This window comes from Pantoea sp. LMR881 (genome assembly GCF_027157825.1).
Classification (GTDB): Bacteria; Pseudomonadota; Gammaproteobacteria; order Enterobacterales; family Enterobacteriaceae; genus Pantoea; species Pantoea haifensis.
The window spans coordinates 544039-567601 of the sequence record NZ_JAPVOK010000002.1 but is presented as its reverse complement, the minus strand read 5'-3'; the positions used below and the strand labels follow the sequence as shown (position 1 = coordinate 567601).

The 23563-nt window shown below is 52.8% G+C and carries 16 protein-coding genes and 4 pseudogenes; 7 read left to right on the top strand and 13 right to left on the bottom strand.

Annotated features, from left to right (window positions below):
- Nucleotides 1-58 precede the first annotated feature (58 nt).
- Together O3W44_RS04435 and O3W44_RS04430 are read right to left on the bottom strand one after the other, a co-directional pair.
- A complete protein-coding gene (locus O3W44_RS04435; RefSeq protein ID WP_269292137.1) occupies nt 59-385 on the bottom strand; it encodes a four-helix bundle copper-binding protein in 327 nt (108 codons plus the stop codon).
- 159 nt (nt 386-544) lie between these two features.
- On the bottom strand, nt 545-2956 hold the full coding sequence (locus tag O3W44_RS04430) for a membrane-bound PQQ-dependent dehydrogenase, glucose/quinate/shikimate family (RefSeq protein ID WP_269292136.1): 2412 nt from the start codon (nt 2954-2956) through the stop codon (nt 545-547).
- A gap of 294 nt (nt 2957-3250) precedes the next feature.
- On the opposite strand from O3W44_RS04430, the gene aroD reads away from it, so the two are divergent.
- Together aroD and O3W44_RS04420 are read left to right on the top strand one after the other, a co-directional pair.
- Nucleotides 3251-4120 carry a type I 3-dehydroquinate dehydratase gene (aroD, locus tag O3W44_RS04425; RefSeq protein WP_269292135.1) on the top strand — a complete coding sequence of 290 codons (870 nt, stop codon included), beginning with the start codon at nt 3251-3253 and terminating at the stop codon, nt 4118-4120.
- 118 nt (nt 4121-4238) lie between these two features.
- Nucleotides 4239-5202 (top strand): annotated as a pseudogene (locus tag O3W44_RS04420) (magnesium and cobalt transport protein CorA).
- 56 nt (nt 5203-5258) lie between these two features.
- On the opposite strand, the gene betA reads toward O3W44_RS04420, so the two are convergent.
- From betA to betI, 3 genes and pseudogenes are all read right to left on the bottom strand, one after another.
- Complete coding sequence (betA, locus tag O3W44_RS04415; RefSeq protein ID WP_269292134.1) at nt 5259-6941, bottom strand: choline dehydrogenase; 1683 nt, start codon at nt 6939-6941, stop codon at nt 5259-5261.
- Between the two features lie 24 nt (nt 6942-6965).
- Nucleotides 6966-8437 (bottom strand): annotated as a pseudogene (gene betB / locus O3W44_RS04410) (betaine-aldehyde dehydrogenase).
- Nucleotides 8438-8451: 14 nt separating this feature from the next.
- Nucleotides 8452-9045, bottom strand: a complete 594-nt coding sequence (betI, locus tag O3W44_RS04405; RefSeq protein ID WP_269292132.1) for a transcriptional regulator BetI — start codon at nt 9043-9045, stop codon at nt 8452-8454.
- Between the two features lie 249 nt (nt 9046-9294).
- Between betI and O3W44_RS04400 the strand changes: the two genes are divergently transcribed.
- The 3 genes from O3W44_RS04400 (at nt 9295) to O3W44_RS04390 (ending at nt 13790) form a co-directional block, all read left to right on the top strand.
- Complete coding sequence (locus O3W44_RS04400; RefSeq protein WP_269292131.1) at nt 9295-11325, top strand: choline transporter; 2031 nt, start codon at nt 9295-9297, stop codon at nt 11323-11325.
- Nucleotides 11326-11445: 120 nt separating this feature from the next.
- Nucleotides 11446-12744 (top strand): MFS transporter, encoded by a 1299-nt coding sequence (locus O3W44_RS04395; protein WP_269292130.1) that lies wholly within the window; start codon nt 11446-11448, stop codon nt 12742-12744.
- Between the two features lie 149 nt (nt 12745-12893).
- On the top strand, nt 12894-13790 hold the full coding sequence (locus O3W44_RS04390; RefSeq protein WP_269292129.1) for a LysR family transcriptional regulator: 897 nt from the start codon (nt 12894-12896) through the stop codon (nt 13788-13790).
- Here the strand turns inward: O3W44_RS04390 and O3W44_RS04385 are convergent.
- From O3W44_RS04385 to O3W44_RS04360, 6 genes and pseudogenes are all read right to left on the bottom strand, one after another.
- Complete coding sequence (locus O3W44_RS04385; RefSeq protein ID WP_269292128.1) at nt 13787-14905, bottom strand: CMD domain-containing protein; 1119 nt, start codon at nt 14903-14905, stop codon at nt 13787-13789. The genes O3W44_RS04390 and O3W44_RS04385 overlap by 4 nt on opposite strands.
- Before the next feature lie 199 nt (nt 14906-15104).
- A complete protein-coding gene (gene fabI / locus O3W44_RS04380; protein WP_269292127.1) occupies nt 15105-15893 on the bottom strand; it encodes an enoyl-ACP reductase FabI in 789 nt (262 codons plus the stop codon).
- 141 nt (nt 15894-16034) lie between these two features.
- The gene (gene sapF / locus O3W44_RS04375; RefSeq protein ID WP_269292126.1) at nt 16035-16838 is read right to left on the bottom strand and encodes a putrescine export ABC transporter ATP-binding protein SapF; all 804 of its coding nucleotides are present in this window, start codon (nt 16836-16838) and stop codon (nt 16035-16037) included.
- 1 nt (nt 16839) lies between these two features.
- Nucleotides 16840-17833 (bottom strand): annotated as a pseudogene (gene sapD, locus O3W44_RS04370) (putrescine export ABC transporter ATP-binding protein SapD).
- A pseudogene (sapC, locus tag O3W44_RS04365) lies at nt 17834-18722 on the bottom strand (putrescine export ABC transporter permease SapC).
- A 479-nt stretch (nt 18723-19201) separates the two neighbouring features.
- Nucleotides 19202-19795, bottom strand: coding sequence for an OspG family effector kinase (locus tag O3W44_RS04360; RefSeq protein WP_269292125.1), 594 nt, complete (start codon nt 19793-19795; stop codon nt 19202-19204).
- Between the two features lie 243 nt (nt 19796-20038).
- Here O3W44_RS04360 and O3W44_RS04355 point away from each other — a divergent pair, with 243 nt between their 5' ends.
- Nucleotides 20039-20191 carry a stress-induced protein gene (locus O3W44_RS04355; RefSeq protein ID WP_269292124.1) on the top strand — a complete coding sequence of 51 codons (153 nt, stop codon included), beginning with the start codon at nt 20039-20041 and terminating at the stop codon, nt 20189-20191.
- A gap of 387 nt (nt 20192-20578) precedes the next feature.
- On the opposite strand, the gene sapB is transcribed toward O3W44_RS04355, so the two are convergent.
- Both sapB and sapA read right to left on the bottom strand, forming a co-directional pair.
- On the bottom strand, nt 20579-21544 hold the full coding sequence (gene sapB, locus O3W44_RS04350; RefSeq protein WP_269292123.1) for a putrescine export ABC transporter permease SapB: 966 nt from the start codon (nt 21542-21544) through the stop codon (nt 20579-20581).
- Nucleotides 21545-23167, bottom strand: a complete 1623-nt coding sequence (sapA, locus tag O3W44_RS04345; RefSeq protein ID WP_269292122.1) for an ABC transporter substrate-binding protein SapA — start codon at nt 23165-23167, stop codon at nt 21545-21547.
- 171 nt (nt 23168-23338) lie between these two features.
- Between sapA and O3W44_RS04340 the strand changes: the two genes are divergently transcribed.
- Nucleotides 23339-23548 (top strand): hypothetical protein, encoded by a 210-nt coding sequence (locus O3W44_RS04340; protein WP_269292121.1) that lies wholly within the window; start codon nt 23339-23341, stop codon nt 23546-23548.
- Nucleotides 23549-23563 lie beyond the last annotated feature (15 nt).

The window sequence follows — 23563 nt, the reverse complement described above, 5'->3', positions numbered from 1 at the left end:
TAATCTTTTCGTACTTCTTTGAAATTTTGTAAGTTTATAACCAAATTGCTCCGCCTGTTCAGGCGGCCATTTTCCGGCAGGCTTCTGCACAGGCTAAACAGGCTTTTGAGCAGTGCTGGCAGTGATCGTGCTGGTGTTTACCGCACTCTTCACCACACTGCCGACATATATCTGCACAAATAGCACATAATGATTTAGCTGAATCGCTGTCGAGTGCCATGAACTGTGCCGACAGGCGACAAATACTGCCACACTGCATATCAAGACGTATGCAGTCTCGCATCATTTCAAGATTTTCTTCTTTAAGACAGGATGCTGCACAATTATCACAGGCAGCTGCACATAAGTAACATGCTTCAATGCAATCGCGATATTGTTCTGACATATTTCCTCCTGATTTATTTAGCCCTGTTTAAGCCTGGAGCGGAATAATCCATTATGCAAATCCTGAATAAGTAAATGCTTTTTTCAGCGTTTGGCTTATTCAAATAACAGGGTGATTTTTTATGTTATCAGGGCCACTTGCGCAGCCCGGTTTAAATGATTAACGAGACGGTAATGCATAAGCGATCAGCGAATCACCTGAGCGCGTGCCTAAACCGCCATGACCGCCTGCGGCAATAACGACATACTGTTTACCATCCTTACCCATATAGGTCATAGGGGTGGCCTGACCGCCAGCAGGTAAGCGTGCACGCCATAATTCATGACCGTTAGTTTCATCAAAAGCACGCAGATAATCATCCGCCGTGGCGCCCATAAAAATAACGCCGCTTTGTGTTATCACGTTGCCGCCCATCATGAAAATACCGGTTGGCAGCGGGGCATTGGTATGCGTACCGAAAATATTCATGTCTCGCGTGGTTCCGGCTGGCCGTTCCCAGATGATCTTACGACTGGTGAGATCGATAGCATAGATTTTGCCCCACGGAGGGGTACTGCAGGGTGCGCCCAGGACGCTGAGCCAGGGTTTAACCACGGCAGCCCAGGGCGTGCCATATTGCGGCCCGACAGCAAACTCTTTGGGTTTCGGGTAAGGCTGGCCGCTGGCCCAGCCCGCCCATTTTTGCATCAGGCCCTGATGGATAGCTTCATCGCTTTTCATCATCTGCATGGTAAAAGGAATGTAACTGGTATTAGCGATCAGCACGTTATGACGCGGATCAACTGAAGCGCCATACCAGTCCATCACGCCGTCAAACGCCGGATAAGCGATAGATGTACCCTCAGCCGGTGGGGTGAAGAAACCCTGATAACGGTAACGATGAAACTGAATGCGGCACCAGAGTTGGTCAAACGGCGTTGCGCCCCAGGTATCGGTGGCTTTTAACGCGGGCGGTGCGAGGCTTGGCATACCGACAGAGTTGGGCTGAGTAGGGGAAAGATGTTCACCTGGCAGCGATGGCGAGGTTGGTACCGGCTTCTCTTTCACCTGCGCCAGCGGTTTACCGGTGCGCCGATCCAGCAGGAAAAGCTGGCCCATTTTAGTGGTTTGTACCAGCGCCGGAACGGTACTGCCATCATCAGACGGTAAATCGATCAGCGTGGGGCCAATGGGCAAATCGTAATCCCAGACGTCGTGATGTACCGTCTGGAAATGCCATTTCTCTGCACCGCTATGAATATCAAGCGCCACGATGGCACTGGAATATTTCTCATCAAAAGGGCGTCGGCCTGCACCATAGTAATCTGGCGTAGCGTTACCGAGGGGAATATAAACCAGGCCCAGCGCCGCATCGGCAGTGTAAGTGCCCCAGCCGTTTGGCGTACCGCGTGTATAGGTTTCACCCGGCTTTAATGGCGCGTTAGCGGGCGTTCTGCCCATGTCCCACGCCCAGGCCAGTTCACCGGTTTTTTCATCATAGGCGCGCACAACGCCGGAAGGTTCGCCTGTGCTTTGGTTATCATAAATCCAGCCTCCCAAAACGATACGTCCGTCCATTACCATCGGCTGAGAGGTGATGTAGTGGAAGCCTGGCGGAACGTTGCCCATATGATCGGTCAGGCTAACAAAACCGTGCTGACCAAATGATTCGCAGGGCTTACCGGTGCGGGCATTCAGCGCCACCATGCGCGCATCTGCAGTGGTTGTAATAATTTTTTCCGGGCAGGTGGCATCGCTTGCAACCTGACTCCACGCCACACCGCGGCAGGCCAGGTACTCATTAGCAGCAGTGTCTGATTTCGGATTAAATTTCCAGCGTTGCTTGCCTGTGGTGGCGTCCAGCGAAATCACTTCGCGATGCGGCGTACAGATATAGAGCGAATCCCCTGCCTTTAGGGGCGTCACCTCAAAGTTGAATTCACGTCCCGCTTTATCTTCCCCCTTGCGTAACCGATCGCCTGTGTCATAACGCCATGCGGGTTTAAGCTGGCTAACGTTCTGCGGCGTGATTTGCGTCAGAGGGGAAAAACGCTGACCTGCCGCGTTGCGGCCATAATATTTCCACTCATTCTCCGCTGAAGAAAAGGCCGGTTGTGAAGGGGTTTGCACCGCAGGAAAAGGCTGATGCTGAACAAATCGTGCGTCGGTTACCTGCCAGCCGCTATACATAATCCCGGCAATAGCAATCACATAGATCACGCCGCCCACAGCAGCAGATCGACGCCGGGAGGGTGCCGCCACAATCGGACGCACTACCCAGGGCAGGCTGAGCCAGACGCCCAGCACTGCCGGGGCCAGCAGGCGGGGCATGAGTTGCCAGCCATCCAGGCCCACTTCGGTTAACGCCCAGGTGACACACATCAAAAACGTCACCAGATAGAGCCAGATACCGGTCTGACGTCGGCGAAAAAGGGCTATCCCGCTGATTAAAAATCCACCACCGAATAGCAAATACCAGGGCGTCCCGCCTGAAATCGCCAGCCAGGCACCGAGTATCAGATAAGCCAGGCCAAATACGCCGACCACTACGCCAGTCAGTGCAGGCCAAAAGCGAAAAGATGATGTTGACACTGTGCATCCCTCTGTCAATGAATGTAAATCAAGCCTACATAAAAACTGACATTTTGCTGGCAGGGATGCTGAGTAACGGCATGCTAAAGAGATAACTTATGTATATTCAAAGAGATAATGCCTGGAAATAGTGTCTCTGAAATTTTCAAAGTGCAACGGCCGTTACGTTTCGGATCAGCGCGGGGATCGGGCGCGGCAGGTTTATGGCTCAGGCGCCGCTCTGTTTTGACTATCTTAAAAGTGTGAAACAGATCGTAAAAATGAGACAGCGCAAAAACAACAGAGAGGAAAACAATGTTCAAAGCACCGATGGCAATACTGCTGACTATGGCCGTGTCACTCAGCACGGCGGAGGTGGAAGCGCAGCAAAAACCTGCAGAAAAAAGCGCGGTTCGGCCTTTGCAGGTCGGCAATTTAACTCTCGGCCTCGGCCAGCCTGCCATTATTGTTTCCACCTCCGGGCAGGACGAGGCGAGTGTGCTGAAAGAGACGCAGCAGGCTGCGCAAACGTCAGAAGTGAATATTGTCGAACTGCGCGTTGATAAGCTCGATTTTGCTACTGATGCCCGGCGCGTCATGCAGCTGGGACAGGCGATGCGCCGCGACTTAAAGGGTAAACCGCTGCTGCTTACTTTCCGCACTCAGGGTGAGGGCGGCGAAAAAGCGCCAGGCGACGCGCTGTATAGCGAACTTTATCAACAGTGGCTGGCTGCCGGTTTTGCCGACATGATCGATATCGAAATGCATATCGGTGAGCAGCCGATGCGTAAGCTGGTGGCAGCAGCACATCAGAAACACATTGCGGTGGTGATGTCATGGCATGATTTTAACCACACGCCCCCGAATGAAGAGATGCTAAAACGGCTTGAATGGCAGGCGGCACAGGGTGCAGATGTACTTAAAATTGCCGTGATGCCAAAAACGCCGGAAGATGTGAACCGTTTAACCACAATCACCTGGCAGATGCGACAGCGCAGCGATCGCCTGCTGCTCACCATGGCGATGGGCGGGCAGGGAACCATCAGCCGCATTTCTGGTGAAATTTACGGCAGCAATCTGACCTTTGGCAGTCTCGGCCAGGCGTCTGCTCCCGGTCAGTTAGCGGTCGGCGTACTCTGGCAAACGCTGAAAGCGTTACATGAGGCCAGTGCCACCAGTCGCTAAATTATCCTGCATTGGTCACTTTCCGCACCAGGGCTGCCTGCGGTTTATTTTGCCATGACTGGAGATAAGCAAAAAAGCCGTTAAGCTGTTTTTACCGGCCCATCAGACAGCTAAAAAGATGATTATTAACAGCATGGTTTACCGCAAAGGCGGGGAAAGTGAAAAGGTTGATATCGACGCGATAAGCGAGGTGATCAAAGAGCCAGACGCCTTTATCTGGCTGGGACTGTGGCAGCCAGAGCCGGAATCCATGAATAAAGTGCAAAAAGAGTTCGGCCTGCATGAATTAACCATCGAAGATGCGCTGACCGCGCATCAGCGCCCGAAGATTGAGCAATATGGCGAATCGATTTTTATCGTGGTCAAAACGGTTCATGAAACGGAGGGGGAGATTAGCTTTGGTGAAACGCATCTGTTTGTCGGGAAGAACTTTTTCATCTCAATACGTCATGGTTCGTCAGACAGTTATGCGCCGGTCAGAACGCGCGCCGCGCAAAATCCGGCAATGCTGGCGCACGGCCCAGGGTATCCGCTCTACTGCCTGTTAGATTTTATCGTTGATCACTATTCAGTGGTGGTTACGGCGCTGGGGAAAAAATCAGTGCAATGGAAGCGTCCATGTTCAGCAGTCAGTTTGATCGGCAGGCGGTGCAACTGGTCTATAACATGCGCCGTCATTTGCTTGCGCTGCACAATGCCGCTGCACCGGTAGAAGAAATATGTACCCAGCTTATTCGGCTTCATGACGAGATCATTCCTAAACCGCTTCGCGCCTATATTCGCGACGTGCAGGATCATGCCCGTCATGTGGTAAACGATGCGGATGACATGCGGGAAATGCTGACCAGTGCCATGCACGTTAATCTGGCTCTGGTAACGGTTCAGCAAAATGAAGTGGTAAAAAAGCTGGCTGGCTGGGGCGCGATTTTAGTAGTACCAACGGTGATTTTTAGTCTGTATGGCATGAACTTCGACCACATGCCTGAACTACATTCCCGTTACGGTTATCCGGCGGTACTGGCCGCAACCGTGGGCGCCTGCTTTTGCTGTGGAAAAAGCTCAGAACCTCAGGCTGGGTTTAAGCTAAAAAAACGCCAGCAACCGGAAAGATTGCTGGCGTTGCGCTGGGTGGAAAAAATTACTCTGCGCGCTGTGGCGCCTGTCGTGCTGGCGCGTCGCCAGCAACATAATAGCGGGCAGTGCTGCGCGGCAAAGGTTCACGCCCCCGAATATGGTCGGCAATCTTTTCACCGATCATAATGGTGGTAGCGTTCAAATTGCCGGTGATAATCAGCGGCATAATCGAGGCATCGACGACACGTAGCGCCTCTGTACCGTGCACGCGACCTTCACCATCGACCACCGCCATGTCGTCGCTACCCATTTTGCAGGTACCGCAAGGGTGATACGCGGTTTCGCCGTGGTTACGCACAAATTCATCTAACTGCTCATCCGTCTGGCAATCGATACCGGGGCTGATCTCGCGACCACGGTATTTATCCAGTGCAGGCTGGTTGATGATTTGACGCGTAATGCGAATAGCATCGCGAAACTCCTGCCAGTCCTGCTCAGATGCCATGTAGTTAAACAAAATTGAGGGATGCTGACGCGGATCGCGCGATTTCAACCGCACATGCCCACGGCTGGGCGAGCGCATCGACCCAACATGGCACTGAAAACCGTGCGCATCAACGGCGTTGGAACCGTTGTAATTAATGGCCACCGGCAAAAAATGGTATTGAATATTGGGCCAGGCAAACTCCTCGCGGCTGCGGATGAAGCCGCCCGCTTCGAACTGATTACTTGCGCCCACGCCGCTGCCGTTAAACATCCACTCGGCACCAATTTTCGGCTGGTTCCACCATTTCAGGGCCGGGTAAAGTGACACCGGCTCTTTGCATTCGTACTGGAGATACATTTCCAGATGATCCTGCAAATTCTCACCCACGCCAGGCAGATCCTGGACCAGCGGAGTATCGAACTGCGCTAACAGTTTCGCCGGCCCCACGCCTGAACGCTGGAGGATCTGCGGCGACGCTATCGCACCTGCGCACAACAGCACCTCACGGCGCGCATGGGCCTGATGAGGGGTGTTGCTGTTACCGATCAGATATTCCACACCCACAGCGCGTTTTCCATCGAACAGAATGCGATCGGTGGTGGCGTGAGTAATAATTTTCAGATTCGTGCGGCCTTTGGCCTGATCAAGGTAGCCGCGCGCGGTACTTGAGCGACGACCTTGCGGCGTCACGGTGCGATCCATCGGCCCAAAGCCTTCCTGCTGATAACCGTTCAGGTCATCGGTGCGTGGATAGCCCGCCTGTACGCCCGCTTCGATCATCGCTTCAAACAGCACATTTTTGCTGGCTTTTGGCGTCGCCACGCAAACCGGGCCGTCGCCGCCGTGATAGTCGTTTGCCCCGATATCGCGCGTTTCCGCTTTACGGTAATAGGGCAGGCAATCCAGATAGCTCCACGATTCCAGGCCAGGCGCGGTGGCCCAGCTATCAAGATCCATGGCATTGGCACGGATGTAACACATGCCGTTGATAAGAGAGGAACCGCCTAAGCCTTTGCCCCGACCACATTCCATGCGGCGGTTATTCATGTGTGGCTCAGGATCGGTTTCGTATGCCCAGTTGTAGCGTTTTCCCTGGAGTGGATACGCCAGTGCAGCAGGCATTTGGGTACGAAAATCAAAACGATAATCCGGGCCGCCTGCCTCAAGCAGCAGAACGTTTACCTGGCTATCTTCTGTCAGACGTGTTGCCAAAACATTCCCTGCGGATCCGGCTCCAATGATGATGTAGTCAAATTCCATTCGTCGTTCCTCAGGTTTACTTAATTAAAATACAGACTGAAAACGGGCCAGCTCGACCTGAACTGATTTAACCTGAGTGTAATTTTGCAGCGTCATCAGGCCATTCTCACGGCCAATGCCTGAATGCTTATAACCACCCACCGGCATCTCTGCCGCTGACTCGCCCCAGGTATTGATCCAGCAAATACCCGCTTCAATCTGATGAATCACGCGGTGCGCCCGGTTAAGGTCTTGCGTCACCAGGCCAGCAGCCAGACCAAATTCGGTAGCATTGGCGCGACGGACCACTTCGTCTTCATGCTCATAGGTCAAAATTGACATCACCGGTCCGAAGATCTCTTCACGTACAATCTTCATCTCGTCATGGCAGTCAGTGAAGACGGTAGGCGCAACCCATGCGCCGTTATCGAAGCCGTCACCGGTGAGGCGAGTGCCGCCGCACAGCAAACGAGCGCCTTCGGCAATGCCAGATTCGATGTAGCGCATTACGTTATCGCGATGGCTGAAACTCACCAGCGGGCCAAAATTGGTGTCGGGCTGGCGTAAATCGCCTGGGCGAATGCGTGCCACACGTTCAGCAATCTTCGCTTCGAACGCAGCTTTCATTGAGACAGGAATGAACACGCGCGTACCGTTGGTGCAGACCTGGCCAGAGCTGTAGAAGTTGGCCATCATGGCAATGTCAGCAGCCAGATCGAGATCGGCATCGTCAAAAATGATCAGCGGTGATTTACCGCCAAGTTCCATGGTGACCTCTTTCAGCGTGGAACCTGCGGCATTCGCCATCACTTTTTGCCGCTGGCGACGCCGCCGGTGAAAGAGATTTTATCGATGCCGGGATGTTCGGTCAGTAGCTGCCCGGTGACCGCGCCGCTGCCCGGTAATACGTTGAAAACACCATCCGGCACGCCCGCTTCGCTGTAAATTTCTGCCAGTTTTAACGCGGTTAAGGGCGTCACTTCGCTGGGTTTGAAGATCATGGCATTGCCTGCCGCCAGGGCAGGTGCTGATTTCCACAGCGCAATCTGAATCGGGTAGTTCCACGCGCCGATGCCCGCCACGACGCCAAGCGGTTCGCGACGTGTATAAACAAACGCGCTATCGCGCAGCGGGATCTGCTGACCTTCGAGAGTCGGGATCAGTCCGGCATAATATTCCAGCACATCGGCACCGGTGACGATATCGACGCTGGCGGTTTCGCTGTAGGGTTTACCGGTGTCGAGCATCTCCAGCTCGGCTAATTCGTCATTACGTTCACGCAGAATATCCACGGCGCGACGCAGAATGCGCGATCGCTCCATTGCAGTCATCGCGGCCCAGACTTTTTGTGCTTTCTGCGCTGCCGCAACGGCGCGATCAACATCGGCCCGTCCAGCTTCATGAACCTCAGCCAGCACTTCGCCATTGGCCGGATTGATGGTCTGAAACGTTTTGCCTTCAGCGGCGGCTACGTAAGCGCCGTTGATATAGAGTTTTTGTTCGGTAAAGTGAGACATCTCTTCCTCTTCCGTTATTCGTTCGCGCCAGCCAGCTGCTGACGAATGAATTGTGTGGTTAGCGTTCTGGCGACGTTCGGGTCAAAGGGATTGCCGCTTAATGCTGCGCGTAACCACAATCCGTCGATCAATGCCGCTAACCCATGTGCCGCCAGGCGCGCTTTATCGCGCGGTATTTCGCGGCGGAATTCTGCGGCCAGCGTGGAAAAAAGGCGTCCACTGCTGACCCGTTCCAGACGATTCAGTTGGGGCTGGTGCATACTGCTGGACCAGAAATCGAGCCAGGCCTTCATCGCGGCGTTATGCACCTGGGTTTCATCGAAGTTGCCTTCGACAATGGCGCACAGCCGCGCTTCGGTTGTGCCATTTGCCAGTGGCTTCAGCCTGGCGGCAACGGCATCACGCAGCTGGCGGGTAACGTCGCGCATCGTGGCTTCCAGCAGGCCGTTTTTGTCTTTGAAGTAGTGACTGATAATGCCCGTCGATACGCCCGCACGGCGGGCAATCTGGGCGATAGTTGCGTCATTAATCCCGACTTCATTTATGGTGCTCAGGGTTGCATCAATCAGTTGCCGACGTCTTATCGGCTGCATTCCCACCTTTGGCATAGCTCCAGCTCCACCCACGTTTCGAGTCACTATTAAAACTTTTTTTGATTGCACGTTCAATATAAAAAGAAAAGTTGTTAGGATGTTGCACGTTGGTTGACAGATAAACACGCCGAACCCCGCTATGGCGCAGTCAGTAATGCAATAACAGTAATGGATTGAAAAATGAGAAAGATGCGGTCAGATATCGCCCGATCGCAAAGGGATAACTTATTGATTTTTTTGGGATAAATTAACCAGAGGTAAGTAATGATAAATCCACCTGCCAGCGAAAAAGACAGACTCAATCCTGTTGTGTTTTACACCTCAGCCGGACTGATTCTGACCTTTTCACTAGTCATGATTCTTTATAACGATGTTGCAGCCGGTTGGATCTTGCGCGCCGTAAACTGGGTTTCCGCCACGTTTGGCTGGTACTACATGCTGGCGGCTACGCTCTATATCGTGTTTGTGCTGTACATGGCTTGCTCACGTTTTGGTGCCATTAAGCTCGGGCCGGAGCAGTCGAAACCGGAGTTCAGCTTGCTGAGCTGGTCGGCGATGCTGTTTGCCGCCGGTATCGGTATCGATTTGATGTTTTTCTCGGTGGCTGAACCGGTCACGCAGTATATGCAACCACCTGAAGGAGCAGGGCAAACCCTGGAAGCAGCCCGCCAGGCGATGGTCTGGACGCTATTCCACTACGGTTTAACAGGCTGGTCGATGTATGCCCTGATGGGAATTGCGCTCGGCTACTTCAGCTATCGTTATAACCTGCCGTTGACCATTCGCTCCGCGCTCTATCCTATTTTTGGTAAACGCATCAATGGTCCCATCGGCCATACGGTAGATATTGCTGCAGTGGTCGGCACCATTTTCGGTATCGCCACTACGTTGGGTATTGGTGTGGTACAGCTCAACTATGGCCTGAAAGTGCTGTTTGATGTTCCTGAAGGCCTGACGGCGCAAACTGCATTAATTGTCCTGTCGGTGATTATCGCGACAATCTCTGTTACTGCTGGCGTGGACAAAGGTATTCGTATCCTTTCAGAGCTGAATGTGGTTCTTGCACTGGCGATGATCCTGTTTGTGCTGGTGATGGGCAATAGCGGATTTTTGCTTAACGCACTGGTGTTAAACGTTGGTGATTACATCAATCGCTTCATGGGCATGACCCTGAACACGTTTGCTTTTGATCGCCCAACCGAATGGATGAATAACTGGACGCTGTTCTTCTGGGCATGGTGGGTTGCCTGGTCGCCGTTTGTTGGCCTGTTTTTGGCGCGTATTTCACGCGGTCGTACCATTCGTGAATTCGTACTTGGTACGCTGATCATTCCTTTTACCTTCACGCTGCTGTGGCTGTCGGTGTTTGGTAATGCTGCGCTGTATGAAATTATTCATGGCGATGCCGGTTTTGCGCAGGAAGTGATGACGCATGCTGAACGCGGCTTCTATAGCCTGCTGGCGCAGTATCCTGCCTTTAAACTGAGCGCATCCGTTGCCACCATTACAGGCTTGTTGTTCTATGTGACCTCTGCGGATTCGGGTGCACTGGTTCTGGGTAATTTCACCTCAAAGCTGAAAGACATTAACAGCGATGCCCCTAACTGGCTGCGCATCTTCTGGTCAGTGGCGATTGGGGTGCTGACACTCAGTATGCTGATGACCAATGGGATCACGGCGCTGCAGTACACCACGGTAATTATGGGGCTGCCGTTCAGTTTCGTGATCTTCTTTGTGATGGCTGGATTATATAAGTCGTTGAAAATTGAAGATTACCGCCGCGCCAGTGCCACGCGAGAAACCGCACCTTATCTCGCTGCCGCGAACGATCGTCTGAGCTGGAAAAAGCGTCTGTCACGTCTGATGAACTATCCCGGCACGCGTTATACCCAACAGATGATGGGATCCGTTATCTTCCCGGCAATGCAGGATGTGGCCAAAGAGCTGGCGCTGCGCGGCGGCAAAGTGGCACTGGAAAACATGCCGCCGGAAGAGGGCAATGCGATTGGTTATCTCGATCTGCGCGTTAATCTGGGCGAAGAGCAAGACTTTGTCTATCAGGTCTGGCCGCAACAATATTCGGTTCCGGGCTTTACCTACCGCGCGCGCAGCGGGAAATCCACTTACTATCGGCTGGAGACCTTCCTGCTGGAAGGCAGTCAGGGCAATGACCTGATGGATTACAGCAAAGAGCAGGTGATCATCGATATTCTCGATCAGTATGAACGCCACCTGAATTTTATCCATTTACACCGGGAAGCCCCAGGCAACAACATCACTTTTCCCAACATCTGATGCGCGCACTCAGGCTGGAGAATCATCTCCAGCCTTATCTTGCCCACCGTCACGGTCAAATTTCAGCTATCTTTAAGGCTTTGCTGGCCTGATGCCTTACCGGTATTGACAGGGAGTCATATGAAGAAAATTCTCAATACCTTCCTTCCGTTATATGCCACAACCTTGTTAATGCTGCTGGGTTCTGGACTGCTGACAACCTATGTTTCACTGCGCCTGGCTCATGAAGAGGTCAGCGGTGTGCTGATTGGTGCGATCACTGCAGCGCACTACGTGGGCCTGGTGATTGGCGGCAAAGTCGGACATAACCTTATCGCGCGTGTCGGTCATATTCGCGCTTATGTATCCTGCGCCGGCATTATTACTGCATCGGTTATCGGGCATGGTTTAACCGACATGATACCGTTATGGGTGTTTCTGCGGCTGATCATCGGCCTGTGTATGATGTGTCAGTATATGGTTCTCGAAAGCTGGCTCAACGATCAGGCGGAATCCTCTCAGCGCGGCGTGATTTTTGGCTTTTATATGGTGGCAACGTATTTAGGGTTGAGTGGCGGGCAGGTTCTGCTGACGCTACAAAGCGGATTCGGCGTCAGCAGTTTGCTGATTGTCGCGCTCTGCTTTGCGCTTTGCCTGGTGCCGATCGCGCTGACCACCCGTACCCATGTGCAGGCGATGTCGCCTGCGCCCATGGAGCTGGGTTATTTTATTCGCACCATCCCCAAACTTTTGAGCACCACGCTGGTGACGGGCATGGCAATCGGCGCGTTCTATGGCCTGGCACCGGTTTACGCCAGCAGTAAAGGCTTCTCTACCGATCAAACCGGCCTGTTTATGAGTTTGACTATTTTTGCCGGACTGGTCTCTCAGTTCCCGTTGAGTTGGCTTTCAGATCGTTATGATCGTCAGCGCCTGCTGTTTTTTATCTCGGTGCTGTTTGCCGTATCCGCGTTACCGTTGGTGTTGTTGCCGAACCTGACTTTTAGCTGGCTGCTGGGCATCGCTTTTGTTGCCAGCATGATGCAGTTTTCGCTCTATCCATTACAGGTTGCGCTGGCAAACGATCAGGTTGCAGCAGAACGCCGCGTCTCGCTTACTGCCTGTTTGCTGATGGCTTTTGGTATTGGTGCCAGCATGGGGCCGCTGGCGGTTGGGGCGCTGATGCAGCCGCTTGGCAGCAACATGCTCTACCTCTCTTTTATACTCTGCGCTCTGGTGATTGCCGCGCTGAGCTACACCGCTAAGCAAGTTCCGCTGCCAACAACCGAAGTGCCGTTACCGCACGTGGTCATGCCTGAAAGTCTGGCAACGTCACCGTTGGGCGCGGCGCTCAATCCATCTATTGAAGAAGAGGTGATTCAGGCTTCGATGGTCAACAATGATGACGATGCCGAAACAACCGATAAACAACCCGCCTGACAGGCGGGTTTACATTGACATCAGCTGCATCCTAAAAGAACATCTCTGCGCTGCTCGCCGTGACGTCAGGTGATCGCGAGCCGCTACGCATAACACTGATTCCACCTCCACGATAACGCCTTATCGTAACTTACTGAATGGTAAGGTTTATGGACATAAAACAACTCATTTATTTGTGCAATCTTGAACGCGAGCGCCATTTTGGTCGCGCCGCCGAAGCCAGCTTTGTCACCCAGCCTACGCTCTCAATGAGGCTGAAAAATCTGGAGCGCGAGCTGGGATTATCGCTCATCAACCGCAGCAATAACTTTGCTGGTTTTACGCCAGAAGGCGATCGCGTACTGGCGTGGGCGCGTGAAATTGTTTCTGTTTATCAGGGACTGAAGCTGGAAGTGGAGTCGCTAAAGCACGGGGTTAACGGCACGCTGCGCCTTGGCGTGGTGCCGCAATGCAGCGTTGCGTTGCCCCAGCTATTGAAAGCAGTTGCCGCGCGTTTTCCGCAGCTTGATTACCGCATCGCGGTCTTAAGTGCCGATCAACTGCTGGAGGCGCTGAACAGTCATACCGTGGATGTAGGCATCGGCTTTTTTGAGATGGCAACGTTGCGAGAACTGCATTTTCAGGCTGCGCTGTTGGCCGATCGTGGCGTGGAAGCGGTGTTTCATCCCGACCATTTTCCCGATTTGATGCAGCATGAGTCGATTAGCCTGGCGATGCTGGCTCAACAGCCGCTGTGTCTGGCGGAACAGACACGTTATTTCCGGCGCTATCTGGATATGGCGTTTCGTGAAGCTGAACGGCTGCCCCGCGTAATTGTAGAGAGCGCCTCAATTATGCAACTGCTGCAATGTACGCAAGTGGGGCTGGGCGTCATGGTATCACCCCAAGGCCATCTGCTGCCTGAGTCATTGCAAGGTTTAGCGCAGCGTCCTATTGAGATCACCCGCATGGCGCGCGAGGCGGCGTTGGTGATTGCTGAACCCGGACGTGCTACGCCGCTGGCTCAGCATTTTTTTGATGAAGCACGCGGCTATTTGCCGGCTTAAGCGGCTTCTCCCAGCGCAAAAAGGAGACGGCTGTTCCAGTTACCGATTGCCACAGCCTGAATCAGCGCAAACAGCTCACCACGCTGCCAGCCACGATTTAAAAGGGGCTGCAACTGAGCCGCGCTAAAGCGTTCTGGTGTCCGTGTAAGCTGTGCCGCGAGCGCAATGACCTCCTGCTGTGGGTTTTCTTTTGCATCATCCTCAACGGCAGTAATGAGCATCCCGACACCGGCAAAATGTTGAAAAACCCAGCGACTGCCAAGAATGCGTGCGCTGGTCGCCTGCGCCAACGTAGTAAAGGTATTCGCTTCTAAACGCTGGCGTAATGTTGCCCAGCCATACAACACGTCAGGATCGTGCGCCAGCACCCAAACCGCCTCATTTAAATCGGGCTGCGCCTGACAAAAGGTGAGGGCAGTCAACTGCCGCGCGCTGGCATAACGCTGCTCCAGCGGTTTTAGCGTGGGATGCCAGCGTCGCGCCACGCCAAATCCTTCGCGCTCTGCATCAGGCGGTGGCGTAATGCCAGGCAGCCAACGCACCGGCAATCCTTGCAGGGCGTGTAAGCCCGCGACAACGCGCGCCTGATAGCTGACAAACCCAATGACCTGGCTGAGCGTTACAATGTCAGGCTCAGTCAGGCCAACGGCTGCCAGTGCGCTAACTGACGCTGCGGTGATCAGCTCCGGCTGCATAGCAAGCTGACGCGCATACTGGGTAATTTGTGTCAGACGATTGTTGCTTTCACGCGAAGAGTCCGGTCCGGGCACTGGATTTAACCGGGCAGAATAGTGATTACACAAACGCTGCACCCCTGCCACCTGCGCTACGGTGAGGGCGGTGCTGAGGCGATCATACAGCGTCAGCGTATGCGTCAGGGTTGGGGTAAGGCTGTCAGGAAACAGCAGTTGACTGAGATCGCGCGCGGCCAGCAATGCTGGCTGATTATCACGAAAAAGTGGCTGAAGCGCATGTGCATCCTGCCGTAAACCCAACAGAAAGCGATCGTCAATATGGGCTGCTTCCGGAACCAGCGGCACCGCCGGTGACATTGTTGGGCGGGTCTGGCTTTCGTAAAACCAGTGGTTATGGCCGGGATAACGGCGTTGTTCCATGGTCAATCCTTTTGCAAATTCTGGCACAGCAACGTGACGGCAAAATCTGAAACAGGCCACGCGCAGAAGAACTGACTTATCGTCGCTGAAGGGTGCGCCAGGGCAAAAGAATGATCGGTGATAATTAATAGCGTTAAAATATAAAGGCGGGCAGCGGGGCAGGACAAGAGAAGGGCGAGCAAGGCTCGCCCTGAAGAACTTATTTCAGTTCCAGTTCGTTCATTGCAGCAATGCTGAAACCGCCGTCAACGTGAACCACTTCACCGGTGATGCCGCCAGACAGGTCAGAGCACAGGAATGCCGCTGAGTTGCCCACATCTTCGATGGTGACTGTGCGACGAATCGGGGTAACCGCTTCGCAGTGTGCCAGCATCTTACGGAAGTCTTTGATACCTGACGCCGCCAGGGTGCGGATTGGACCAGCAGAAATCGCGTTGACACGCACGCCTTCCGGACCCATTGCATTCGCCATATAGCGTACGTTCGCTTCCAGAGAGGCTTTCGCCAGTCCCATCACGTTATAGTTCGGGATAGCGCGTTCAGCACCCAGGTAAGAGAGGGTCAGCAGCGCAGAATGTGGGTTTAACATAGCGCGGCACGCTTTGGCCATGGCCACGAAGCTGTAGGCGCTGATGTCATGAGCAATTTTAAAACCTTCACGAGTGACAGCGTTAACATAGTCGCCATCTAACTGGTCACCCGGTGCGAAACCGATAGAGTGGACGAAACCGTCAAATTTTGGCCAGGTTTTTGCCAGTTCAGTAAACAGTGATGTGATGCTCTCGTCTTCTGCAACGTCACACGGCAGAACAATGTCTGAACCCAATTCTTTAGCAAACTCTTCCACACGACCTTTCAGTTTGTCGTTCTGGTAGGTGAAAGCCAGTTCTGCGCCCTGTTTGTGCATCGCCTGTGCAATACCGTAGGCGATGGAAAGTTTACTGGCAACGCCAGTAACCAGAATGCGCTTACCGGAAAGAAAACCCATAGCTGTAATCCTTATGGTCATTGTTGTTGGCGGTCGCGTTGATTAAAAAACAGGCGACCGACGTTAATCGACGTGCGGATTCTAGCACGTCTCTTTGAGATCGGGTAAACCAGGCAGTAATTTCCGCCCCGGTGGCATAAATCAGTACTCGCGCCGCCAGGCTTCAGCGGTAAGCGCCTCGCCGAAATGGCTGCTGATTAACCGTTTGGTCAGATCGTGTAGCGGCGATGCCAACACATCGGCGGTGCCGCCGCGCTCAACCACTTCGCCCTGATGCATCACTAACACCTGGTCACTGATGTGCTTCATCATGCCGAGGTGTTGTGTAACATAAATATAGGCGATGCCATGCTTTTCTTGCAGTTCCAGCAGTAAGTTAACTAACTGAGAGCGCATCGTCATATCAAGTGAGGCAAGGGCTTCATCAGCGATAATCACTTTTGGCTGTAGTATCAATGCCCGGGCTAAACCCAAACGTTGCTTCTGACCGGGAGCCAGCATGTGCGGATAATAACCGGCGTGATCGCGTAGCAGTCCAACCTGACGCAGCGTGGTTGTGATACGTTTTTCACGTGCCGCCGCGTCCAGAGTGGTATTCAGACGCAGTGGAAAATCGAGGATCTGACTTACGCGCTGACGCGGATTAAGCGAGTTGGACGGATCCTGAAATATCATGCGGATGCGCTGGCTGCGATACCCGTAATCACCGTATTGCAAAGGGTGATCGTCAATCAGGATGTCGCCTTCACTGGGTGCCACCATGCCGCTCAGCATCTTGGCTAAGGTGGATTTACCCGAGCCGTTTTCGCCAATGATCGCTAACGTCTGCTTTTCGCGCAGGGTAAAACTGACCGATTTTACCGCCTCAACATGCTGACGCCGAAACAGCCCGGTGCGATAGCGAAAAGTCTTGCTGAGGTTGCGTACTTCCAGCAGCGTTTCCATGCTATTGGCCCTCCATATTCAGCGGGAAGTGGCAGGCATAAAGATGTGATTTCCCCCTGCCAGACGTGGCGTTTCAACGCACTTGCGCTGTGCATAAGGGCAGCGCGGTCCAAGACGACAGCCAATGGGCAAGCTTTCCAGTGAAGGGATCGCGCCAGAAAGGGTATTCAGACGACTTTTGTGTGGCAATGAACGGCCAAAGTCTGGCATTGCGCGAATCAGCGCCTGGGTATAAGGGTGATGCGGAACCGACATTAACTCTTCGCTCTGTGCGGTTTCCACCGTTTGACCGCAATACATCACGTTGATGCGATTCGCCCAATGACTCATGGCGCGCAGGTCATGGCTGATCAGCAAAATAGTGGTGTTATTGTTCTGATTAAGACGGCGCAGCAGGCGAAAAATTTGCGCCTGGGTGGTAGGTTCCATCGCATTCGTCGGCTCATCGGCGATCAACAAGCGTGGCTGATTCGCCAGGGCAATCGCAATCATTACTTTCTGACACTCACCTTCCGTGAGTTCATAGGAAAGCTGCGCATGATGTCTTTGTGATCTTTAATCCCTACGCGATGCAGCAATTCAATGGCGCGGCTTTTACGCCAGAACCAGAAACGCTTATACCAGCGGCCTTTGAAGGTCCAGCGAGGTATCGCCTGCATCAACTGACGACCAATGCTTTCAGACGGATCGAGACAGGATTGCGGCTCCTGAAAAATCATCGAGACGTTATGGCCGACGATGCGACGGCGCTCGCGCGGCGACAGGCGCAGCAGGTCAATGTCATCAAACCGCATGCGATCGGCCGTTACGCGCCAGTTGTCTTTGGTTACGCCACAGATCGCTTTGGCAACCAGACTTTTTCCCGATCCAGATTCCCCGACCAGACCGCGTATTTCGCCTTCACTTAAGGTTAAATTAACCCGGTCGACGGCTTTCACTGGCCCATCGGGGGTCATAAATTCAATGGTCAGGTTACGAATATCAAGTAACGGCATCTATTCCACTCCCGCTTCGACGGCACGACGAATACCGTCGCCGAGCAGGTTAACAATTAATACGCTCACCATCAGCGCCGCACCGGGCAGCATCACTGTCCAGGGGCAACATAGATCAGCTCCAGGGAATCACCCAGCATCGCGCCCCATTCCGGCGAGGGAGTTGCGCGCCTAAATCAAGAAAGCCCAGCGCCGCAATATCCAGAATCGCCATCGACAGGGCGCGGGTAATCTCGCTAATCAGCATAGGCAGAACGTTGGGTAAGATGGCGTGCCACAAAATATTACCGCTGCTGGCTCCATCAAGGCGGGCGGCAACCACATACTCTTTCTCCAGTTCGTCGTGCACACCGCTGTAAATAGCGCGAACCAGGCGCGGCATCAGCGCCATCCAGACCGCCAGTAAAGCGTGTTCAAGACGCGGCCCAAGAAAAGCCACCACAATGATCGCCAGCAACAGCGATGGAATCGACAGTAAAGTATCCAGCACGTGGTTCATCACGGCTGAACGCACGCCGTGCGTTATGCCCGCCAGCACGCCCAGCACCAGCGCACAAAAGGTGGCGAACAACGTCACTAAAATCGCGGAACCCACCGTCGGCGCAACACCACTCAACAGGCGGCTGAGCACATCGCGGCCTAAATCATCCGTGCCGAGGAAAAATGACACGTCACCATAACGTGACCAGGAGGGAGGCAGCAGTTGATAGCCAAGAAACTGCTGATCGATGCCATACGGGGCCAGTAAACCGCCAAACAGGCAGAGCAGCAGGACGGCGGCAAAACCATACAAGCCAATCATTGCGGCAGTGTCGCCATAAAAATGGTGCCAGCTTTGGCGAAACGCGCTGGGTAGCCGCTTCTCAGCGTAGATATTATCGGAGGGCATACATATTCGCTTGGGTTGGGGTGAATTCAGCTGACGTTGCTTTGATTTTTACTGTCATATCATTGGTTTGCTCTGAATCGATACGTCATTCTGTCTCAGGATGACGAAATGTATGCGCCTGATAAATATCATTTTTTGCCTGCATTTTTATGATGTAAAACAAAAAGGTATGCACATTGCTCAAGGATACCAAACGCTGAAAATCACCGGGCTCCGTCTGATTTGCCCAACAGGCTTTCTGTTAGGGTATCGCAACGTTACCGTTGAGATAACAAGCCTGTACTTCTCATCATAGGTGATTATCCGACTATATCACTGTCGCAAGCAAGGGAAGGCAGACAGCAATTTCGGTTAGGGCGAAAAGAAGCGACGCCACGCCCTGACATGAAGCGCAAAAACGGCGATAAGTTGCTGCGATAATCGTTACGAATCGCCGACAGTCGCTGCTGCCCGCTGTGTGAAGCGCCGGGACAGAATTCTTACAGCAAATTTTTCCGGTTTAATAATGAATAGAAATCGTTTGTGCGCATTTGTAATCGCCTGTCGATAATCTCTTTGCCATGCTGGGTTGCAGCGTAATATTCAGCGTAAATATCGCGAAAATCTATTGGGAATAAGCTTTCGCTCTCTTTATCGTAAAGCATGTTACCCGTGTTGAGATCGTAATGGATTATTCCTGCCTCATTCAGTTTACAGATTAATTGCAGATAAAGGTTCTCTAAATTATCAGGAATATCCGCTGTATCAATGTCACTTAGGGGCGTTCCGGGCACACGTAGCATTCGAAGGTACACATCACCGCCATGCCGCATGACAACTGATGCGTCATCACCATAAAAAGCATTAAACAGGTCAGATTCCTGCCTTGCCATTTCCAGCACCTCATCGTACTGGGTACCCACAAGATCATACTTTTTATATAAAGCAGATGAATCATTCATATCTTCAAATACTTCTGCGGTTGAGCCTTCCCCTATTAACTGGCCGAGAATGGGCACTGTTCCTGTATCAGGATAAGAAGGGTAATTTTCACAGGGTAAAGGCGTTTGAATCAGGGCGGAGGTTATTTTCATGACAGACCTTCCTTACGACGTTTAAATATCTCGCGAGATTTTCACATAAAAGCGGGTTACGGACTACCCATCCTGGGTTCAGATAAATATTTCTGTTATTACCCGGCAGCGGACCAGCCGCGAATCTGGCAGGCAAGAGGCTGTCGTCGCGCTTGCCACTGCTTTAATAGGGGCTACGCTATCTTATGAAGCCTGTCTGTTTTATTGATATTTATCTTTTTGATATTTATGAAGAGGTGATTTATGTCTAAACATCGCGGTGGAAAAGATGATTTTGCAGAACATCCGGCAAAGGCACGGGACGAGGTGAAAAAACGGGGCAAAAAAAGCGGCGGTAACTTCACCAATAACCACAATGTTTCTGTTAACGCAGGCCAAAATAGTGGCAGAAAGTAGGGCGGCGTTCAGCTCGCTGGTGGGCAAAGGAGTGCCCCTGAATAACGGTTCTCTCCGCGTCATGTTCCTTTCAGACGCCATTTCATTTTCATAAGTGCCTGTTTTTCGGGTGTTAAACATCAGACAACCACGCGGGCGCCTCTCTGCTCCTGGTTAAACGTGAATGCGCTTCAGGTTGAGGCAGAGATACTGCTGCAAAGGGTTTACCGTTACGATGCGCAGAATGACCAGCGCAATGAGTCACACCGCTGCATCACATCGAACAGGAGAGAGGCATGCTCAGTCTAAATTTCGATCCTGAGCTTAAACACTAAACCTTCAGTGAACCTGTGTTTAAACACAGATTCACTGCTGTAGCCAACTAATGCGTTGTCATGGTTAATTGACTTATCGCAGGGCATACCACTCTTTATGTTTCAGCGGATTCATGGCCGCACCGATGACATCAGAGATGACGTTCACCAGAATCACCAGGCCGCCAACCACCATAACGCCTGCCGAAATGGCTGCATAATCCTGCTGGCGAATAGCGTTAATTAACCAGCGGCCCAGGCCTGGCCAGTTGAACACCATTTCAGTAATCATTGCCAGCGTGAGCATAGTGGAAAACTGCAAACCAAGACGCGGAATGACCGGCGGCAAGGCATTATGTAATACGTGACGACGGATCACGGTGAAGCGTGACAGGCCACGGGTCGCGGCGGCTTTCACATAATTCTTGTCCATCACTTCGCTGGTGCTGTTACGCAGCAAACGAATCACTTCGGTGGTCGGCACAATCGCCAGTACCGTTACCGGCAAAATCATGTGAGTAAGGGTACTGATCAACATCTCGTGACGCCACGGTGACGGGCTAATCCATGCATCAATCAGGGCAAAGCCGCTGACATTCTGCACCGGATACAGCAAGTCGTAGCGACCAGACACCGGCAGCCAGCCCAGCGTCAGTGAGAAAAACAGGGTAAAGAGCAGCGCCAGCCAAAATACGGGCATCGAGAAGCCGAGTAGCGCCAGGGCGCTGATAACTTTGTCCTGCCATTTATTGCGCATCACGCCCGCACAGATGCCGAGCGGGATCCCAATCAGCAACGCAAATGTAAACGCTAAAATGCACAGTTCCATCGTCGCGGGAAACACTTCGCGCAGTTGCAGACCGATCTCCTGACCATTTGTGCTGGAGACACCAAAATCGAGTTGCAGCATGCCGCTAAACCAAAACCACCAGGCATCCCAGAGCGATGCGCCTTCGAGCGGGGCATTCGGCGTAAAATAGCTGAGGCTAAAACTGACCAGAGAGAGCATAAACAGCGTGATCACTAACAGCAGCATACGGCGCAAAATATAAATAATCACTTAAGGCTCCTCACGCTCATCGCGATATACCCCTGCAAACGAAGCGTTGCCAAAGGGACTCAGCACCAGTCCCTTAATGTCGTGGCGATAGGCCTGCAAACGAAGCGAAGAGGCCAGCGGTAATACGGGCAACTCTTTCGCCAGCAGTTGTTGAGCACGGTCATAATGGTCAATACGGCCTGATAATTGTTGCGTCAGTAAGGCATTTTGCAGCGTTTCATCAAATGCCGGAAAGCACCAGTGAGCGTAATTGGTTTGTGAACGAATAGCAGCACAACTTAACAGAGGGCGGAAGAAGCTGTCAGGATCGTTACTGTCTGTTGCCCAACCGGCCAGCGTTAAGTCATGATTCATGGACATAAGCTGTGCTTCCTGAAAACGCCCCTCAACCGGCATGATGGTGACGGTTACGCCAACCTGAGCCAAATCAGCCTGCAACAGCTCCGCCGTTTTCAACGGGCTTGGATTCCACGACTGGGATGTTGAGGGCACCACCAGCCGCAGATGCAAATCGGTGACACCTAGCCGCGCCAGCTCCGCACGTGACTTCTCAGGATTATATTCCGTCACGCGTGATGCATTGTCATAAGCCCAGGACGCGCGAGGCAGGATCGAGGCAGCCGTTTCCGCAGTACCGTAATAAATCGACTCCATCAGGCGTTCATTGTTAATGGCAAGCGCCAGTGCGTGGCGTACTTCCGGGCGATCAAGTGGCGGTTTGCGGGTATTAAATGCCAGGTAGGCAATGTTCATGCCTGGTCGCAACGTCATACGCAAACGCGGATCGTCACGTAAAATGGTGAGCTGGCTGGCGGCAGGATAGGCCAGCACATCACATTCGCCCGTCAGTAATTTGGATAAGCGGCCCGTACCGCCAGCGCCAAGATCGATTACCGCCTGCTGCAGTCGCGGCACACCTTTCCAGTAACGTGGATTACGCGCCAGCCGAATATACTGGCCCGCACGATATTCACTGAGCTGGAACGGCCCGGTGCCGACTGGCTGACGATCCAGAATCTCCTGACGCCCCTCAGCAGCGAGCTGATCGGCATACTCCTTAGACAAAACCGGGGCGTAATGCGTGGCCAGATGCCAGAGAAACGAGGCGTCAGGGCTATTCAGGCGGATCTCAACGCTGTTGTTATCGATTTTCTTTACACTCTGCACCGAGTCGGCAAATTGCAGGCTGTCAAAATAGGGATAGCTGCCGCCATTGACGTTATGCCAGGGATGTTTGCGGTCAAACATGCGAGCAAAACTGAACACCACGTCGTCGGCGTTAAGCGGACGTGAAGGTTTGAACCAGTTCGTTTGCTGGAACTGCACGCCGGAACGCAAATGAAAACGGTAGGTTGCGCCGTTATCGCGAACATCCCAGCTGGCAGCCAGATCGGGCTTCAGGCGGTAAGTATAAGGATCAACATCCAGTAAGCGGTCATAAAGCTGGGCGGCCAGCGTATCAACCACGAAACCGCTGCTGGCCAGTTGTGGATTAAAGCTGTTCAGCGTGCCATTAACACAATAGATAAAGCCGCTCTGGCGAATATCACCCGTGGGCGCGGACCACGCAGACGCACTCAGGATACTGAGGCAAAGTAACAGCGAATAAATTAGTCTGGACATAGAACTCAACGATTTCGAGGCATTAGGCTGAGTGTATCTCAAAGCGGGCATTGTCCCAAAATCTCTCAGGTTAGCGGCGCAGAAATTCCGCATTACCCGTGGCAGGTAATCACATAGTTAGTGTGGAAATGAGAAAAATTCTCAATTAGGGGTTTACAGATGATAATAAGAATGATTATTATTCTTCTGCGCTTCGACGGTGGCTCTACCGAAGAAGAGCACGACATTGCTCACATTGCTTCCAGTATTGTTGCCCGCCTTGTGCGGGCTTTTTTTTGCCTGCGCTTTCATAATGAAGTGTCAGGACAGCACAAACCAGCGTGTTTAAAAACGCGCGATGGGGATGCAGCGCGCCTTAGTGACGTTTCTTCTCTCATTTAAACGCGATCGGTAGCC